We start from the raw sequence: 16,557 nt of genomic DNA on the forward strand, positions 1-16,557 counted from the left end.
GGACTCGGGGTCGCCCCCCTGGGAGTGGCGGGGGCTGGCCGGTGCTCGTTTCTCGGTGCGGTGGGGTGGGGCGTGACCCCAATGCGGAGTTGGAGCCCCCGTGCCACATGGGGGAGATCGAAACTCCAGAATCGGGGCCTGTAACGCGAAAGAGCCTTGCTCGCCAAAGCGAGCAAGGCTCTTTCGATCCAACGTCGGGGTGGCGGGATTCGAACCCACGACCTCCTCGACCCGAACGAGGCACGCTACCAAGCTGCGCCACACCCCGGGGTACTGCTTAACGGGTCGTGGAGAAGTCTAGCGGACGGTGTTCCGGGCTTTGCGGGGGGCCGCGTTCCGGCGATCGCCGCTGGTCGTACCCCGTGGGACGAGGGTCAGCAGGCTCGCCTCGGGAGGGCATGCGAAGCGCGCGGGGGCGTAGGGCGACGTGCCCAGACCGGCGGAGACGTGAAGCCACATCTGGGCGCCCCAGCGGGACGCGCCACGGGCGCGGGTGCGGTCGAGTTCGCAGTTGGTCACGAGCGCGCCGTAGCCGGGGACGCGGAGCTGCCCGCCGTGGGTGTGCCCGGCGAGGACGAGGTCGTAGCCGTCTCCGGCGAACTCGTCGAGGACGCGGGGCTCCGGGGAGTGCGTGACGCCGATGCGGACGGCGGCCGCCGTGTCCACCGGGCCGGCGATGTCGGCGTAGCGGTCGCGGCGGAGGTGGGCGTCGTCGACGCCGGCGGTGAACACGTACTGGTCGGCGACCTCGATGGTGCGCCGGACGTGGGTGAGGTCGTGCCAGCCGTGTTCGACGAAGGCCGCGCGGAGGTCGCGCCACGGCAGGTGCTCGCCGTGGATGCGCTTCTTCTTGCCCTTCGGCATGAGGTAGCGCGCGGGGTTCTTCGGTTTCGGCGCGTAGTAGTCGTTGCTGCCGAAGATGAACACGCCGGGGCGGTCGAGCAGGGGGCCGAGCGCGCGCAGCACGGACGGGACGGCCTGCCGATGTGACAGGTTGTCACCGGTGTTGACGACGAGGTCCGGTTCGAGTTCGTCGAGCGCCGCTACCCAGCGTTGCTTGCTCACGTGGCCGGGCAGCATGTGCAGGTCCGAGATGTGGAGGATCGTGAAGGGCTTCGCCCCTGCCGCGAGGACCGGGAGCTCCGCGGTGCGAAGCGTCCACCGGCGCCTTTCGATACCGACCGCGTAACCGAGGGTCGCGGCTCCCAGGGCGACGGTTCCCACGGCCAAGCGCCGTACCGTCGCCCCCGAAGTGCTTTCGTTACTGAGCGTGCTCACAATGTCCAGTTTACGTGCTCTCCGGTGGTGATCGTTCGCCCCCATTCCGGCGATCTCGGTAAATCGCTGGAATGGCCTCTTTTCTTCACCTTCCGTGGTCGACGCGGAGTGTCGCGATGAACCGACATGATCCCGTCGACCGCCGTTCCCCGTTAGGCCGCCAGTCGCTCACTCAAAGTTAGATTCGTGTGACTCATCGTGATTTGCGCTGATAAACATGGCCGTGCCGCTCAGCGTCCGCCGCCCATGTACTTCGGGTCCGGCTGCGGCAGCGGCAGCGGCTCCTGGCCTTCGAGGATTTTCGACATCGCCCCGAACCAGGTCTGCGCCGGCGTCTTCCCGCCGAACATGTTTTCGCAGCCGCGGGTGGTCACGTTACCCGGCCCGAGGTAGCAGAGACCGCCGTTTCCACCCTTCGGACGGAACACCATCGCCGCGCCCGCGAGCTGCGGAGTGGCTCCGAGGTACGTCCCCGAGCCGTTGCTCTGGGTGGTCCCGGTCTTGCCCATCACCGGCCGGTTCCACTTGGCGCCGCTCGCGGCGCCGAACGACGTCCCGCCGGGCTGGCTGTCCCTGCTCATGCCGACCGCGAGGGTGTTGGCGAGTCCTTCGGGCACCACCTGCTCGCAGGCGGCTTCCTTGACGGACACCGGCTTTCCGTCCCGGTCGGTGACGCCGGCCAGCGGCGTCGGCGGGCACCAGACGCCACCGCTCATGATCGTGGCGCCGACGTTCGCCAGTTCCAGGCCGCTCAACGGGGCGGGGCCGAGGGTGAACGAAGCGTTTCCGGGCCACCCGGGCCTCGGGCCGAAGGCCTGAAGCTGGCTGGCGTTGGCGCCGGGGTTGTCGGACTTCGGGTCGACGGCACCGCCGCCGAGGTTGCTGGCCATGGTGTCGCGCATGCCGAGTTTGCGCGCCATCTCCACGATCGGGCCGGTGCTGCCGACCCGCTCCTCCAATGCCACGAACGCGGTGTTCGGCGAGGTCGCCAGCGCCTGCTGCAGCGACATGGTCCCGCCCGCCGGGTTGTAGTCACCCGCGTTGCCGAGGCAGTACCAACGCGAGCGCAACGGCGGCCCGGTCGGGGCGCACTTGGGGCCACCACCGGCGAACACGTGGGAGGTGTAGAAGTCGGGCACCGGAAGGGGAGAGTTGATCCCGGCGACGCCTGCTTCCAACGCCGCCGCGGCGGTGAAGACCTTGTACGCCGACCCGGCGCCACCGGTGTTGTAGACGCCGGAAGGCAGCGCGAACGTCGTCTGTCCCTGGTCTTCGTGGAGCCCGTAGTCACGGTTCGCCGCCAGAGCCACGACTTCGTGCCGTTGCTTGCCCGGCTTCACCAGCGAAAGCGTGTTCGCGACGTTGTCCTGGGTCTTCTTGACCTGGGCTTCGGCCGACATCTTGGCTTCGTGGTTCGCTCGTTCGTCCAAAGTGGTCTTGATCTGGTAGCCGCCGGTGTAGAGGTCGTCCTTCGTCATCCCGGACTTGAGGAGATAGTCCTCGACGTACTGGCAGAAGAAACCGTTCTCCGGACCGGCGCCGGTGCAGTTCGACGCGGGCTTCTGCGGCCCGCCTTCGACGACGCCGAGCGGCTCGGCCTTGAAGCGTTCCGCGTCCACCTTCGCGAGCTTCTGGTTGTCGACCATGCGGTCCAGCACCAGGTTGCGGCGCTCGGTCGCCTTCGCGGGGTTCTTCCACGGGTCGTTGATGATCGGGTTGTTCACCAGACCGGCCAGGAGCGCCGCCTGCGGCACCGTGAGTTTCTCGACGGGCGTGTTGAAGTAGGCGGTCGCGGCCGCGCCGACGCCGTAGATCTCGCGCGAGAACTCGACGACGTTCAGGTAGCCGGTCAGGATCTGCATCTTGTTCAGCTTGGTTTCCAGCTGGATCGCGATCCGGGCTTCCTTCAGCTTCCGGGCGACCGACTGCTCCTGTGCGCGCTTCTGTCCCGGCTTGTCGTCCCGGTAGACGACGTTGATCAGGTAGTTCTTGACGTACTGCTGGGTCAGTGTCGAAGCGCCCTGCGTGTCCCCGCCGGTGCTGTTGCTGACCGCGGCGCGCAGCGTGCCCTTCCAGTCCACCCCGTTGTGCTCGTAGAAGCGCTTGTCCTCGACCGAGATCAGCGCCCACTTCATGGCGTCGTTGATCTGCGTCTCGCTCGTCGGGATGCGGAACTGCTTGTACAGCGTCGCGATCTGCTTGCCGGTGTTGTCGGTGATCGTCGTCACCAACGGCGGCGGTATGTCCGCAAGGTCCGAAGATGTCTTGTCGACGGTCTCGCTCGCCTGGTTCGACAACACCCCCGCGGCGCCCGCCACCGGGAACAACATCCCCGCGACCAGCACCCCAGCGAGCACACACAGGCCAATGAGCTTCAGCAGACCGTCCGTTTTGCGCACGCGGACCAGGGTACGCGGATCCCGTTAGCCCACCGTGACGTCACCTCGCTGTCAGTGCGGATTCGGTCACGAAATCGACCCCATGAGGTGACTTTCGGTAACGACAGGCATTCTAGGGCTTGGCGGGGGGAACCGAGGGCCCCTACAGTCCGTCAACGTCTCACGTATGAAAAAGCCGACAGACGGGTGAGTGCGAGCGGCAGTCGCATTCGACCGAACGGAGGCACCGGCACCGGGGAGGTGTCGGCTCAACCGACGTGAGCACACAGGGAGACACGCTCATGGGGGCAGGAGCGCAGGCTTTTCGTCCCCCCGTGGTGTGTCGAACACCAGGGTAGGGAGCTGGGGGTATGGAAACCAACCAGTCGAGCTGGCGAGTCAATGCGTCGTGCCGCGACACCGATCCGGACGGTTTGTTCGTCCGGGGGGCGGAACAGAACCGGGCCAAGGCGGTCTGCCTCGGTTGCCCGGTCAGGACGGAATGCCTTGCCGAAGCGCTCGATGGCCGGATCAACTTCGGCATCTGGGGAGGTATGACCGAACGGGAACGGCGGGCGCTGCTGCGGCGGCGGCCGGACGTTTCCAGCTGGGCGGACCTGCTTGAAGCGGCGAAGCGCAGTTTCACCGGGATCGACGAAGAGGAAGACGTACGCGTCCGAGTCTCGTGACCATGGCTTCGTGAAAAGGCCCCTTCCCTGAGTCCAAGGTAGGGAAGGGGCCCTTCACGGAGATTCAGGACTGGGTGGCCAGACGCGTGCCGATGTCGCGCAGGCCCTCGAGATCGTGCACGTCACTGGGGAGCGCGGGCACCCGCACCAGCGGGACCTCGGGATGCGCCCGCGTGAACCTGGCGAGCAGCCGCGTCTCTCGATCGGCCAGCGCGACCCGGTCCGCGTGCAGGCGAAGGACGGCTTCGGCCAGCGGAGCGCCGACCTCGCCCTTCGCCAGCTGCTCGGCGGCCGCGATGGCTTCGGCGCTGGACAACGGCGCCAGCACCGGGTGCGTCCGGTTCGCGACCAGCCCGGCCAGCGGCATGCTCTCCTCCGAGAGCCGCTCCACGAAGTAGGACGCTTCGCGCAGCGCGTCCGGCTCCGGCGCGGCCACCACGAGGAACGACGTCCCGCCGGACCGCAGCAGCTCGGCGGTCTTGCGCGCGCGTTCGCGGAAGCCGCCGAACATGCTGTCGAAGGCTTGCATGAACGCCGAAGCGTCGGTCAGCAGCTGGCCGCCGATGATGGTCGAGACGGCCTTCGCGAACATCGAGAACCCGGCGTTGACGACCTTGCGCAGGCCCCAGCCGCCGGCCTTGGCCGGACCGGTGAGCAGGCGGATCATCCGGCCGTCGAGCGCGCTGGAAAGCCGCGTCGGCGCGTCGAGGAAGTCCAGCGCCGACCGGCTGGGCGGCGTGTCGACGATGATCAGATCCCACTCGTCGGTGGCCGCGAGCTGCCCCAGCTTCTCCATCGCCATGTACTCCTGCGTTCCGGAGAACGACGTGGAAATGGTCTGGTAGAAGGGGTTCTGCAGCAGCTGCTCGGCGCGCTCCGGGCCGGCGTGCACGCGCACCATGTCGTCGAAGGTGCGGCGCATGTCGAGCATCATCGCCCAGAGCTCCCCCTTGGGCTCGAAGCCTTCGACCTGCACCTGCTTCGGGTGGTTGCCCAGTTCGCGCAGGCCGAGTGCCTGTGCCAGCCGCCGGGCCGGGTCGATGGTGAGCACCACCGTCTGCCGCCCGCGTTCGGCCGCGCGCAACGCCAGCGCCGCCGCGGTGGTCGTCTTGCCGACCCCGCCGGACCCGCAGCACACGATGACCCGGCTTTCCGGATCGTCGATCAGCCGGTCGACCTCGAGGACGTCCGACATCAGCGCACCCCCTGCTCGGTCAGCGCTTCGGCGAGGTCGTAGAGCGCCGCGACGTCGACGCCGTCGGTCAGATCCGGCAGTTCGAGGCCCGGCAAGTCCGCTTCGGCGAGTTGCTCGCGGGCGCGCTGCTCGGCCGCGACCCGCACGGCGTGCTCGACGGTCTCCTCGACCAACGCGTCGAGGGTGCTGTCGGGCAGGTTCAGCCCGGCCGACGCGAGGCCGGCGCGGACGCGCGAGGCGTCGACGCGGCCGTCCGCGGCGGCGGTCACCGAACGGGCGGGCAGTCGCGGCGGGCGAACCCGGTTGACCAGCACCGCGCCGGGGCGCAGATCCGCGCCGTCGAGTTCGGCGACCGCTTCGACGGTCTCCCGCACCGGCATCTCTTCCAGCAGCGTCACCAGGTGGACCGCGGTCTCACCGGAGTGCAGCAGGCGCACGACCCCGTCGGCCTGGCCGCGGATCGGGCCGGTCTTGGCGAGATCGGTCAGCGCCTTGGTGACGTCGAGGAACTTCACGACCCGGCCGGTGGGCGGCGAGTCGACGACGACGGCGTCGTAGGTGTGGCGGCCGTCCGATTCAGTGCGGCCGACGCATTCCTTGATCTTCCCGGTGAGCAGGACGTCGCGCAGCCCCGGCGCGAGCGTGGTCGCGAACTCGATCGCGCCCATCCGCCGCAGCGTCCGCCCCGCGAAGCCGAGGTTGTAGAACATCTCGAAGTATTCGAGCAGCGCGGCCTCGACGTCGATGTGCAGGGCGCGCAGTTCGCCGCCGCCGGGAACGGCCGCGATGCGCTGCTCGGCGTACGGCAGCGGCTCGGTGTCGAAGAGCTGGGCGATGCCCTGGCGGCCTTCGACCTCGATCAGCAGCACCCGGCGCCCGCCTTTGGCGAGCGCGAGGCCGAGGGAGGCGGCGAGCGTGGTCTTGCCCGTCCCGCCCTTACCGGTGACGAAATGCAGCCTGGCTCTCGCGAGTTCGTCGGTCCAGCCGGCAAGGGATGTGCTCACCGGTCCCACCCTAATTGAGCGGTCAGCTCGCCAGCATCATGACGCCGAGCGCAGCGGCGACCACTGCGACGACGCCCCAGGTCAGAGCGCCGGGCAGTACCGTGAGCATCACCACACCGAGCAGCAAGAGGACCACGAAGGCCACCGCGCCGGTGATCGCGACCGTCGACGAGCGGTCCGTGCGGTCCCGTGCCTTCGCCATCAGGACCAGCACCAGCGGCAGCCCGGCCGCGGCGAGCAGGACGGTCGCGACCACACGCCAGGTCTCCATGCGGGTGACGGTAGCGCGGGGGCTCGTGAGTGATTTGGATCGTCCTTACCGCTCACGAGACTTGACCGGCGATGTCACGTGATCCGGCGGACGACACGCGTGATCCGGGGGACGACACGCGTGACTGGATGGACGACACGACCGCGCCCGGGGCTCCGCCGCGTGTCGTCCGTCCAGTCAAGCGACACCGCCGCTCGCGCACCGGCGGTAGGAACCTAAGCCACCCTTGGCGCTAACGGCCCCACTCACTCACGAGCCGATGGGGGTCGCGGGCACGCAGGGGACCGGCTTCGCGTGCGCCGGGTCCAGCGCGTTGAGGACGTGCCCGGCCGCGTTGCGGTCGGCGGCGACGCCGGCGTGCTCGGCCAGGTCCAGCACGCAGCTGTCCTGCAGGACGATGTTCTTCACGTTCGGGCCCTTGCCCATGCCGCTCGTGTACGGGACGACGGCCTCGTCGTAGCGGTCATGATGTTCGTGTAGGTCACGCCCGGCTGGAAGACGCCGTTGCCCGACCGCAGTTTCGTGAGGAATTCCGAGCCGCGCAGGAACTGGCGGCACGAGCCGCAGGCGGGATCGAGGATGCCGTTGAACCCGGGCGCGAGCCCCAGCGCGACGGCGAGCGCGTAGAGATGCGAGGCACCGAGCAAGGTCGTGCCGTCCCAGAGCGGGGTCAGGCTGACGTACTTGTCCACTTTGGACGCACCGCCGAGGAATTTCACGTAATAGGAAGGCATCAACGTGCCTTCGGAATGGCCGAGGAGGTCCACCTTGGACGCGCCGGTCGCGCCGAGCACCTTGTCGACGAACGCCGAAAGCTCCTTCGCGCTCTGCTCCATCGGCAGGAGGCCGCCGGGCTGGTAGATCGGCAGCGGCTTCCCCGGGACCCCGTAGGTCAGGGAGAAGACGCAGTAACCGTTGTTCTTGAGCAGCGGGGCGAACGTCTGCCAGTTCACCGTCTGGTTGGCGCTGAGGCCGTGGGTGAGCACCACCGGATTCGGATGGGCCTCGCTCGGACGGCAGTCGAAGTCGTTCGCGCCGGGTGGCGGGCCGCCGGGATTCGCCGCCTGCGCGGGCAGCGCCGCGGCGAGGGTCCATGGAACGGGGAGTTCCTCGTCGGCGTTCGCCGGTGAAGCGCAGATCAGGGCAAGGGTCGCGGCCAGGAAGGTGGCGGCGAGGGACTTCGTCGTCCGCATGTCGGCGTCCTATCTACTCCCGAGTAGGTGTGAAGTGAACCACATCGACGGGAATTCGGCGAACGGGTCGCGAGAGGGTTTCGCGCATGTGTGTCGGGCGCGCTTGCCGGTTTGGCTACGCTCCCGGACATGAGCGCCACCAAGTGGGAGTACGCGACCGTCCCCCTGTTGATCCACGCCACCAAGCAGATCCTCGACCAGTGGGGAGAGGACGGCTGGGAGCTCGTCACCGTGCTCCCGAACCCGACCGGCGAGCAGCACGTCGCCTACCTCAAACGAGCGAAGAACTGAGGGATTGAAGCCATGACCTGGAGCGATCGACTCGCCGAGCTCGGTATCGAGCTGCCTGCCGTCGCCGCCCCGCTGGCGGCCTACGTGCCCGCCGTCCGCACGGGTTCGCACGTCTACACGGCCGGGCAGCTGCCCTTCGTCAAGGGTGAGCTCGAGGCGACCGGCAAGGTCGGCGCCGAGGTCAGCCCCGAAGAGGCGAAGCAGTACGCGCGGACGTCGATCCTCAACGCCCTCGCCGCGGTCGACTCGGTCGTCGGCATCGACAACGTCGTGCGGGTGGTCAAGGTCGTCGGCTTCGTCGCGTCCGCGGAGGGCTTCACCGGTCAGCCCGCGGTGATCAACGGTGCGTCCGAGCTGCTCGGCGAGATCTTCGGCGAGGCGGGTATCCACGCCCGCTCGGCCGTCGGGGTCGCCGAGCTGCCGATCGGGGCGCCGGTCGAGATCGAACTGATCGTGGAGGTGAAGTGATGGACCCGGACATCGAACGGTCCTCGCACGAGCTCCTGCTCCGGCTGGCCGGACGGCTGCCGGACCAGCTCCTGTGGCGGTTCCGTGACTGGCTGGGCGAGGGCGCGATGGGCACGCTCGCGCGGACCCTGCCCAGGTCTTTGCTTAAGCACAGGATCGACCTGGATCAAACCGAGTATCGCCTGCTAGTCGCCGGGCTCATTCCTCACGGAGCCGACTGGCATCAGGTGAGTTCCACCCTGGGGGTAGACGACGTCACCGAGACCAGGTACACATTCACGCAGAGTGCGCCCGAATGGGTGAACTCCGTCGACTCTGTGTCCGTATTGATCCACGCGACGTTGCGGGGACGGCCGGATGTGGGTGAAGTGCGGCAAAGCTGGCGACACCTCGGTGTGGTCGGCGAGGGTGGGGCGAAACGAGTCCTCCTGGTCACGGCGCTCAACGGGCTGCCGAGGCTGACCGGCGAACTGCAGCGCGTCCTGCGCGTGCTGGGTGACGAGGAGCCCGGCGTCGAGGTTCTCCCGCCGAGCATCGACCTCACCGGTTATCACCGCACCGCGCTCGCCAACTCCGAGCTGATCTGTGTGGGCGCGGTGGACACCGGAAGTCGGCTGGTCGCCGCTTAACGCTCGCTCCACCAGGCGAGCCGGGAGGGAGCAGAGCAATGGTGGAGGTCCACGACGGCCCGCCCATGGACGGGTTCTCGGTGCCCCTGCGCCTGCACAACCTGTTACTGGCCTTGGCGGGTCGGATCGACGACAGTGCTTTGACCGAAGCGCGTGAGCTGATCGCGCGTGCGCACATCGACGAAGCGGTGGAGCTCACCACCGGCACCCTGATCGCGGGGAAGATCCCGGTGAGCTCGGCCGAACAGCGTGAACTCGCGCTCGTCCTGGAGATGAGCAGGTCCGACGCCACCCTGGCGAACGACCTGCTGGTCGTCGAGGAGGACGAGCCGGTGCTCACCCACCGGTTCACCGGTGAGAACCAGCCCGAATTCGGTCTCGTCGAGGCGCTCGACCGCACCCTGCAGGTGCTGCCGGACGTCCGGTCGGTGCACGCGGTGTGGCGGAACACGCCGGCGGGCAGCGTGCCCGGCGCGCTGCCGCAGCGGGTGGTCCTGGTCGAGATCGGCCCGGAGGGCAACCCGCCCGCGGTCGCGTTCCGTGTGGACACCGCGCTTCGCCGCGCGGGGATCCGTTCGGTCGTCGAGGTCGCAGGCCCCGGCGTCGCACGGTCCGCGTACCACCAGGCCGCGTCGTCGGCCGCGAGTCCTGTCTGGGTCACCGGGAGTACCCACTCCAGTGACTTTCGATCCGAGCCGGTGACCCCGCCGCCCGCTCCCGCCCCGGCTCCGGAGCCGGTCAAGGAGCAGCCGAGCAGGCACGGGCTGCGACCGGTCGGCAGCGGCACGCACGAACCGGTCGAGCCGATCGCGCCGGTGGTGCCGATCGTGCAGCAGGCACCCGCGGCGACGCCGTCGTCTTCGGCGGAGTCGGCGGCACCGCGCAAGTCGCGGGCGGAGACCCGCGCCGAGCGCACGGCCGACCTGACTCCGGCCGAGGTGGCGCAGCTGCGCCAGGCGCTCAAGGAGGACCCCGAAAAGGGCCGCGAGATCGCCACGGGCAAGCCGAGCATGCACGAGGTCGTCGAGCTGCCCGCTCTCGACCTCGACGACCCCAGCCTGAGCGAGCGCGACCGCGCGCTCCTGCGCGAGCTGCACGCCGAGCTCGCCGAACGGGAGCGCGCCGAAGCGGCGAAGATCCGGCTGAACGGTGCTTCGCGCAGCAGCGGTTCGAGCTGGTCCTAGCAAGTCCCACGCAATTCGGCACCTGGTTGCGATAGTTGCACGCGCAACGATCGCAACCAGGTGCCAAATCGCGATGTTAGGTTGCTGGTGTGGCTGAAGAACTGACATTCGACATCCCGGTGGGGGCCGGGGTGGGCACTCGCGCCAACGCCGACGGCGTGCCGGTGACACCCAAGGACGCGGCGACCGTGATCCTCCTCCGCGACGGCACCGACGGCGTCGAGGTCTTCCTGCAGCACCGGGTGAAGGGCATGCCGTTCGCCGGCGGGATGACCGTCTTCCCGGGCGGTGGCGTGGATTCCCGCGATGTCGACACCTCCGTCAGCTGGGCGGGCCCGGAGCCCGCGTGGTGGGCGGAACGCTTCGGCTGCGACGAATCGCTCGCCCGCGCCCTGGTGTGCGCGGCCGTGCGGGAGACGTTCGAGGAGTCGGGCGTGCTGCTCGCGAGCATCGGGGACGCCGTCGTCACCGACACGACGCCCTACCACGACGCCCGCGCGAAGCTGGTCTCCCGGGAACTCTCCCTCGCCGCGTTCCTCGAAGCCAACGGCCTGACACTGCGCGCGGATCTCCTGCGCCCGTGGGCGAACTGGGTCACCCCGCCGCAGGAACCGCGCCGTTACGACACCTGCTTCTTCGTCGCCGTGCTGCCCGAGGGGCAGCAGGCGGACGGCGCCACCTCCGAGGCCGTCAGCTCCGGCTGGCAGCGGCCCGAGGAGGCCATCGCCGATGCCAAGGAAGGGCGTCGCATGCTCATGCCACCGACCTGGATGACGCTCGCGGAACTGGGCGAATTCGGCTCGGCGGCCGCGGCTCAGGCCGTCGAGCGCGAGATCTCGAAGATCATGCCGACGCTGGTGCGCGAAGGCGACAAGGTCCGCGTCGTCCTGGACCCGGCATGAGCGCCCCCGCGTACGGCGTGCTGCGCCAGGTCACGCCGACGGCTTCCGTGTTGCTGGAGCACAACCCGTCGTCGATGACGTTGGAGGGCACTAATTCCTGGGTGCTGCGCGGGCCGGGCGCGGCCGGCTCCGTTGTCGTCGACCCTGGTCACGAAGACGTCGAGCATCTGACGCTGCTGGCGGAAACCGGCGCCGTCGAGCTGATCGTGCTGACCCACCACCACCCCGACCACGCCGAGGGCGCGCCCTGGTTCGCCGAGCGCGCCGGTGCCCCGGTGCGGGCCTTCGACGAGTCGCTCTGCGTCGGCGGGAAGTCCCTTGTGGACGGTGAGATGATCGAGGCGGCCGGTCTCCGGCTGTCGGTGCTGCACACGCCCGGCCACACCGGCGACTCGATCTGCCTCGTGTCCGACGGGCAGATCCTGACCGGCGACACCATCCTCGGCCGCGGCACCACTGTGCTCCACGACCTCGGCGACTACCTGCGCTCGCTGCGGAAACTCATCGGCCTCCCCGGCGGCACCATCGGACTTCCGGGGCACGGCCCCGAACTGCCCGACCTGGCCGCGACCGCGCGCGAATACCTGGCGCACCGGGAAGAACGGCTCGACCAGGTGCGTTCCGCGCTGGAGAAGCTCGGCGCCGACGCCACCCCGCGCCAGGTCGTCGAGGTCGTCTACGCCGACGTCGACAAGGCTCTGTGGGCGCCCGCGGAGTGGAGTGTGCAGGCACAATTGGACTACTTGAGGTCGGAGGACGGCGAATGAGTGACGTCGAGGTCGAGTTCTACTGGCGCCCCGGATGCGGGTTCTGCGCCGCGCTGGAACGGCCGCTGTCGAAGAGCGGTTTCAAGGTGAAGAGGGTCAACATCTGGGAGGATCCGGACGCCGCCGCGCGGGTGCGTTCGGTGGCGAACGGGAACGAGGTCGTGCCGACGGTCTTCGTCGGCTCGAAGGCGATGGTGAACCCCTCGTTCGGTGAGATCGAGGCCGCCGTGAAGGCCGCTTCCGCCTGACTCCTCGTGAGTGGCAAGGACGGTTCTAACCGTCCTTGCCACTCACGAGGCGAGTATCAGCGCGCCAGCATCGGCATCACGTAGTACGTCAGCTTCACCTCGCCCGGCTCCACCGCACGGATGACGCAGGCCCGCATCCCGGGCTGGATCTCGAGCCGCACCCGTTCCCCAGCGAAACCCTGCAGTGCGTCCAGCAGGTAACGCGCCTGGAACGAAGGTGACGTCCGGCCGCCCGAAACCTCGGCCTTCAACGTCTCCTCGGCCTCCCCGGTGTCCTGCTTGGAACTGGCCAGCCGCACATGCGAGTCGCCGACCTCCAAGGTCAATACCCGGCGATCGTCCGCGTAGACGCCAACCCGGCGCACGGCGGCGGCCAGCGCGTCGGCGCCGACCTCGACCGTGGTGTCCACAGTGGACGACTCGATCAGCTTCTCCGACAGGAATCCCGCGTCGAGTACGGCGGTGGTGACGGTGACTCCGGCCCAGCTCAGCCCGAAGCGGGTCTTGTCGCCGTGCAGGCCGACGACGCCGCGTGCCTGCTTCGCCGTCTCCGCGAGGAGGCCTGCCGGGACGAGCGCGTCGATCGGCTCGCCTTCGGACCGCAGTGGCAGGGTGGCCACGGCCATCCGGTACCGGTCGGACGCCGTCAGCCGCAGCTCACGGCTGAAGCTCTGCACGCGGACGCCGGTGAACATCGGCAGTGCGTCGTCCTTCGCCGCCGTGCCCGCGACGGTGCGCAACGCCGTCACCAGCGCGTGACCGTCCACTTCGGACACCTTCGGCGGCAGGTCCGGGAGGTGCAGTTCCCGGCTCAGCAGCGGAAGCGCGTAACGGCCGCCTTCGACCCGCACGGCCAGCCGCGAACCCTCGACGACCAGGCGCACCAGGTCGTCTTCGAGCATTCGCAGTGTTTCCGCGAGCGGTCCGGCCGGGACGATCACCTCGCCGTCGGTGTGGACCATGGCGTCACCGGTAAGGCGGACCGTCCGTTCACTGTCGCTGCCGCCGACGGTCAGCCCGTTCTTCCCGGCGCGCAGGAGCAGGCCGGAGCGGGCCGTGAGCAGCCGGGCGGCGGCGGAAACGGCGGACGAGAGGGAGCGGGTGGCGGCAGTCAGGTCCATGCCCGCAAGCTAGCGGGCGGCACCGACAAGTTCGGGGGCTTCGGCGACGGCTCCGGCCGGCTGCGGGCGGAACGTGCCGCGCAACAGCCACACCACCGCGGCGAGCGCGAACCCGACACCGCCGGCGGCGAGGAAGGCCGCTTCGTGCCCGGCGTGCTCGACCAGGTAGCCACTGATCGACTGCCCGAACGCGAGACCGAGGGTCACCGCGGTGAGCACCCAGCCGAACGCCTCGGCCGCTGTGCCCTTCGGCGCGGCGATCTCGATGGCCGCCGAATGCGTCGTCGACTGCGGTGTGATGAGCGCGCCCGCGGCGAGCATGGCGAGCGCGAGGCCCCAGAGCGAGCCGGGCAGCGCGAGCAGCGCCACCAGCGCGCCGAATCCGGCCAGCAGCACCGGCAACCGCAGGCCCATCTGACGCGGCCACGGGCGCAGGCTGTACGCGACCCCGAACGCGACCGAGCTGACCGACCAGGCCGAGAGCAGCAGGCCGCCGATGGAGGTGTTCCCCGCCTCGGCGGCGGCCGCCGGGACGGCGACCTCGACGAACCCGATCACGGCGCCGAAGCCCAGCGCGGCGACCGCGAGCGTGCGCATCCCGGGGCTGGCCAGCGCACCGAGCAGTTTGCCGCCTGACGAAGGCGACGGACCCCAGGCGCGCACGGTCGGGCTCAGCGCGAACAGCACCGCGCCCGCGATCATGGTCAGCGAGCCGGTCACGATGCCGGTGCCCGCCCACGGCGCGGCGATCAGCAGTCCCGCGAACCCGGGGCCGAGGATGAAGAAGACCTCCATGCTGATCGCCTCGTAGGAGAACGCGGCGTTCCGCGTCGGCCCGGCGGGCAGCAGGCGGGTCCACAGCGCGCGTGAGGCCGAACCGACCATCGGTTCCGTGATCCCGGTGCCGAAGGCGAGCGGGACCAGCACGAGGGTCGGCGCGTGCGCCTCGATCGCGAACACCAGCGCGGTCATCGCCAGCGCGAACAGCACCGTGGTGGTCAGCAGCGGCCTTGTCGGCCCGAAGCGGTCGATGAGCCGTCCCTGCACGACCGCGCCGACGGAGACGCCCACCAGCGACCCGGCCGAAACCAGCCCGGCCGAGGCGAAGGAGCCTGTCTCGCGCTGGACGTAGAGCAGCGCGGAGATGCCGATCATCGCGATCGGCAGGCGGGCGAGCAGGGACGCGATCACCGCCCCGCGGGATCCGGGCGCGGTCAGCGCGGCTCGGTAGTCGGCGAGGGAGGTGCGGTGGCTCTCGGCGGAAGCGGACACAGACTGGGACACGCGTACCAGTATGAACACTTTGGTACGCGAGTACCAGATCTGTGGCGGTAAGTTTGGTCACCACCGGTTTTGGGTACTACGCGGATCGAAGCGCCCTCGATTCATCACGATCGGGTAACAGTCGGTCCATTCTGGGTCATTCGGGGCAACAAATCGACGCGTTTGGCGTCCTTGAGAGTGAAAGAGCTTGAGTTCACGGCCGATGGCCGTGGATGGTTGAACGACAATCACACAGACTCCAGCTCCCTCCGGCGTACGGGTCGGGGCCTTGTTCCGGAGGGCGGGGAGCGCGGATCGTCGGGGGATGGTCCGCGCACAGCGAAGAGCCGGTGCGCCACGTCGGGGGTGGCGCCCGGCTCTTCGTTGTGTCGAGCACTGTGTTCAGCGCAAGTACGTGAAGGCCCCCTTCATTGCGTCTAGCGCAATGAAGGGGGCCTTCACGTACTTGAAATCAACGGGCGCGGCGGGCCAGGCGCTCCGGGTCCAGGATCAGCACGCTCTTGCCTTCGAGCCGCAGCCAGCCACGGTGCGCGAAGTCGGCGAGAGCCTTGTTGACGGTCTCGCGCGAGGCGCCGACGTACTGGGCGATCTCTTCCTGCGTCAGGTCGTGCGTGACCCGCAGCAGGCCGGCTTCCTGGCTGCCGAAGCGCTGCGCCAGCTGCAGCAGCGCACGCGCCACGCGGCCGGGAACGTCGGTGAAGATCAGCTCGGCGACCATGTTGTTCGTCCGGCGCAGCCGACGGGCGACCACTCGCAGTAACTGCTCGGCGATCTCCGGGCGGGTGGAGATCCACTGCCGCAGCGCCGGGCGGTCCATCGTCACCGCGCGGACCTCGGTCACGGTCGTCGCGCTGGACGTCCGCGGGCCGGGGTCGAAAATGGACAGCTCGCCGAACATGTCGGACGGGCCGAAGATGCCCAGCAGGTTCTCGCGGCCGTCGGGTGACTTGCGGCCGATCTTCACCTTGCCGGACTGGATGATGTAAAGCTTGTCGCCGGGTTCACCCTCGTTGAAGATGACATGCCCGCGAGGGAACTCCACGGATTCCAAGGTCTGTGCCAGCGCCTCGGCGGCTGCCGGCTCAACACCCTGGAAAATGCCCGCTCGGGCCAGGGTTTCGTCCACCTCGGGTGCCTCCTCATCGAGATACGACGTCGATCCTCATTCTGCCGAGGACCGTGTCGTCGATCACTTTTCGCGTCAGTCTAGGTCGTGCGCGCGAGATCGCTCGTCGGCACGCCGAACGTGCGGGCGGCCGGGAACGATCTCGCTCGAACGTGGAGCCTAACTCCGCACGCGTCGCGCGCGAAGCCTGGCCGCCTTCCCGCCCAGCCTGCGCAGCCGGAAAAGCTCGAGCGCGCGCCCGATGCCGTGCCCGTAAAGGGCCCTGACCTCGTTGGGCTGAGCCTGCTCGAGGAACTCCTCGACCTCGTTCTCCTGTACCGCGACGTGCTTGAGCCTGGTCTCCACGCGTTCCATGAACAGCGCGAAGAACATGATCACCAGTGGCACCAGGATGACGAACCAGACGGTCATGCGCCCTGCCCCGGGAATTCCGAAAAGTTGTGCATTACTCCAGATCCTCGCTCATGGCGTCCTCGATCGAAGCGCCGAGGTGGTGCTCTGGCGTGTCGGCCGTCGACCGGCGGGTGCT

17 protein-coding genes, 1 tRNA gene and 1 pseudogene are annotated in these 16,557 nt (G+C 69.0%); 8 read left to right on the forward strand and 11 right to left on the reverse strand.

The annotated features are described in order from the left end of the window. Positions 1–194 precede the first annotated feature (194 nt). The 3 genes from BLW75_RS26885 to BLW75_RS26895 all read right to left on the reverse strand — a co-directional run bounded on the left by BLW75_RS26885 (position 195) and on the right by BLW75_RS26895 (position 3,677). Positions 195–268 (reverse strand) — tRNA-Pro (locus BLW75_RS26885). Positions 269–297: 29 nt separating this feature from the next. After that, a complete protein-coding gene (locus BLW75_RS26890) occupies positions 298–1,224 on the reverse strand; it encodes a metallophosphoesterase (protein ID WP_198935769.1) in 927 nt (308 codons plus the stop codon). 284 nt (positions 1,225–1,508) lie between these two features. Then, the gene (locus BLW75_RS26895) at positions 1,509–3,677 is read right to left on the reverse strand and encodes a transglycosylase domain-containing protein (protein WP_091598382.1); all 2,169 of its coding nucleotides are present in this window, start codon (positions 3,675–3,677) and stop codon (positions 1,509–1,511) included. Between the two features lie 350 nt (positions 3,678–4,027). Between BLW75_RS26895 and BLW75_RS26900 the strand changes: the two genes are divergently transcribed. Next, the gene (locus BLW75_RS26900) at positions 4,028–4,345 is read left to right on the forward strand and encodes a WhiB family transcriptional regulator (protein ID WP_005166974.1); all 318 of its coding nucleotides are present in this window, start codon (positions 4,028–4,030) and stop codon (positions 4,343–4,345) included. 64 nt (positions 4,346–4,409) lie between these two features. Here the strand turns inward: BLW75_RS26900 and bagB are convergent, their stop codons facing one another. From bagB to BLW75_RS26920, 4 genes and pseudogenes are all read right to left on the reverse strand, one after another. Continuing rightward, a complete protein-coding gene (gene bagB, locus BLW75_RS26905; protein ID WP_034314697.1) occupies positions 4,410–5,540 on the reverse strand; it encodes an ATPase BagB in 1,131 nt (376 codons plus the stop codon). After that, complete coding sequence (gene bagA / locus BLW75_RS26910) at positions 5,540–6,544, reverse strand: ATPase BagA (RefSeq protein ID WP_034314838.1); 1,005 nt, start codon at positions 6,542–6,544, stop codon at positions 5,540–5,542. The genes bagB and bagA overlap by 1 nt, the downstream gene beginning before the upstream one ends. 22 nt (positions 6,545–6,566) lie before the next feature. Continuing rightward, positions 6,567–6,815: a hypothetical protein gene (locus tag BLW75_RS26915; RefSeq protein ID WP_034314700.1), complete on the reverse strand. Its 249-nt coding sequence runs from the start codon at positions 6,813–6,815 to the stop codon at positions 6,567–6,569. Between the two features lie 249 nt (positions 6,816–7,064). After that, a pseudogene (locus BLW75_RS26920) lies at positions 7,065–8,008 on the reverse strand (esterase/lipase family protein). 129 nt (positions 8,009–8,137) lie between these two features. Between BLW75_RS26920 and sp36 the strand changes: the two are divergent. The 7 genes from sp36 (at position 8,138) to BLW75_RS26955 (ending at position 12,497) form a co-directional block, all read left to right on the forward strand. After that, the gene (gene sp36, locus BLW75_RS26925) at positions 8,138–8,299 is read left to right on the forward strand and encodes a Sp36 family protein (protein WP_005166970.1); all 162 of its coding nucleotides are present in this window, start codon (positions 8,138–8,140) and stop codon (positions 8,297–8,299) included. Positions 8,300–8,311: 12 nt separating this feature from the next. Continuing rightward, positions 8,312–8,767 carry a RidA family protein gene (locus BLW75_RS26930; protein ID WP_034314703.1) on the forward strand — a complete coding sequence of 152 codons (456 nt, stop codon included), beginning with the start codon at positions 8,312–8,314 and terminating at the stop codon, positions 8,765–8,767. Next, on the forward strand, positions 8,767–9,396 hold the full coding sequence (locus BLW75_RS26935) for a hypothetical protein (RefSeq protein ID WP_034314705.1): 630 nt from the start codon (positions 8,767–8,769) through the stop codon (positions 9,394–9,396). Before BLW75_RS26930 ends, BLW75_RS26935 begins: the two co-directional genes overlap by 1 nt. A gap of 38 nt (positions 9,397–9,434) precedes the next feature. Continuing rightward, a complete protein-coding gene (locus BLW75_RS26940; RefSeq protein ID WP_034314707.1) occupies positions 9,435–10,580 on the forward strand; it encodes a hypothetical protein in 1,146 nt (381 codons plus the stop codon). Between the two features lie 89 nt (positions 10,581–10,669). Continuing rightward, positions 10,670–11,482 (forward strand): NUDIX hydrolase, encoded by an 813-nt coding sequence (locus BLW75_RS26945; RefSeq protein WP_034314710.1) that lies wholly within the window; start codon positions 10,670–10,672, stop codon positions 11,480–11,482. Next, positions 11,479–12,249: an MBL fold metallo-hydrolase gene (locus tag BLW75_RS26950; protein ID WP_034314713.1), complete on the forward strand. Its 771-nt coding sequence runs from the start codon at positions 11,479–11,481 to the stop codon at positions 12,247–12,249. The genes BLW75_RS26945 and BLW75_RS26950 overlap by 4 nt, the downstream gene beginning before the upstream one ends. Further along, entirely contained in the window at positions 12,246–12,497 is a 252-nt protein-coding gene (locus tag BLW75_RS26955; protein WP_034314716.1) for a glutaredoxin family protein, read from the forward strand. Before BLW75_RS26950 ends, BLW75_RS26955 begins: the two co-directional genes overlap by 4 nt. Positions 12,498–12,553: 56 nt before the next feature. Here BLW75_RS26955 and dnaN read toward each other — a convergent pair whose 3' ends face one another. From dnaN to BLW75_RS26975, 4 genes are all read right to left on the reverse strand, one after another. Continuing rightward, positions 12,554–13,618, reverse strand: coding sequence for a DNA polymerase III subunit beta (gene dnaN / locus BLW75_RS26960; RefSeq protein WP_034314718.1), 1,065 nt, complete (start codon positions 13,616–13,618; stop codon positions 12,554–12,556). Positions 13,619–13,627: 9 nt separating this feature from the next. Beyond that, positions 13,628–14,890, reverse strand: coding sequence for an MFS transporter (locus tag BLW75_RS26965; protein WP_198935770.1), 1,263 nt, complete (start codon positions 14,888–14,890; stop codon positions 13,628–13,630). A 463-nt stretch (positions 14,891–15,353) separates the two neighbouring features. Further along, complete coding sequence (locus BLW75_RS26970; protein ID WP_003081747.1) at positions 15,354–16,028, reverse strand: Crp/Fnr family transcriptional regulator; 675 nt, start codon at positions 16,026–16,028, stop codon at positions 15,354–15,356. 159 nt (positions 16,029–16,187) lie between these two features. Then, on the reverse strand, positions 16,188–16,439 hold the full coding sequence (locus tag BLW75_RS26975; RefSeq protein ID WP_005166943.1) for a hypothetical protein: 252 nt from the start codon (positions 16,437–16,439) through the stop codon (positions 16,188–16,190). Positions 16,440–16,557 lie beyond the last annotated feature (118 nt).

The organism is Amycolatopsis lurida, from assembly GCF_900105055.1.
GTDB lineage: Bacteria > Actinomycetota > Actinomycetes > Mycobacteriales > Pseudonocardiaceae > Amycolatopsis > Amycolatopsis lurida.

What these genes read in the sequence shown, in the direction of transcription:
- BLW75_RS26900 (WP_005166974.1), top strand. Translation starts at nt 4,028, where the DNA reads ATGGAAACCAACCAGTCGAGCTGGCGAGTCAATGCGTCGTGCCGCGAC.
- BLW75_RS26930 (WP_034314703.1), top strand. Translation starts at nt 8,312, where the DNA reads ATGACCTGGAGCGATCGACTCGCCGAGCTCGGTATCGAGCTGCCTGCC.
- BLW75_RS26975 (WP_005166943.1), bottom strand. Translation starts at nt 16,439, where the DNA reads ATGACCGTCTGGTTCGTCATCCTGGTGCCACTGGTGATCATGTTCTTC.
- BLW75_RS26935 (WP_034314705.1), top strand. Translation starts at nt 8,767, where the DNA reads ATGGACCCGGACATCGAACGGTCCTCGCACGAGCTCCTGCTCCGGCTG.
- BLW75_RS26950 (WP_034314713.1), top strand. Translation starts at nt 11,479, where the DNA reads ATGAGCGCCCCCGCGTACGGCGTGCTGCGCCAGGTCACGCCGACGGCT.
- BLW75_RS26940 (WP_034314707.1), top strand. Translation starts at nt 9,435, where the DNA reads ATGGTGGAGGTCCACGACGGCCCGCCCATGGACGGGTTCTCGGTGCCC.
- sp36 (WP_005166970.1), top strand. Translation starts at nt 8,138, where the DNA reads ATGAGCGCCACCAAGTGGGAGTACGCGACCGTCCCCCTGTTGATCCAC.
- BLW75_RS26915 (WP_034314700.1), bottom strand. Translation starts at nt 6,815, where the DNA reads ATGGAGACCTGGCGTGTGGTCGCGACCGTCCTGCTCGCCGCGGCCGGG.
- dnaN (WP_034314718.1), bottom strand. Translation starts at nt 13,618, where the DNA reads ATGGACCTGACTGCCGCCACCCGCTCCCTCTCGTCCGCCGTTTCCGCC.
- BLW75_RS26955 (WP_034314716.1), top strand. Translation starts at nt 12,246, where the DNA reads ATGAGTGACGTCGAGGTCGAGTTCTACTGGCGCCCCGGATGCGGGTTC.
- bagB (WP_034314697.1), bottom strand. Translation starts at nt 5,540, where the DNA reads ATGTCGGACGTCCTCGAGGTCGACCGGCTGATCGACGATCCGGAAAGC.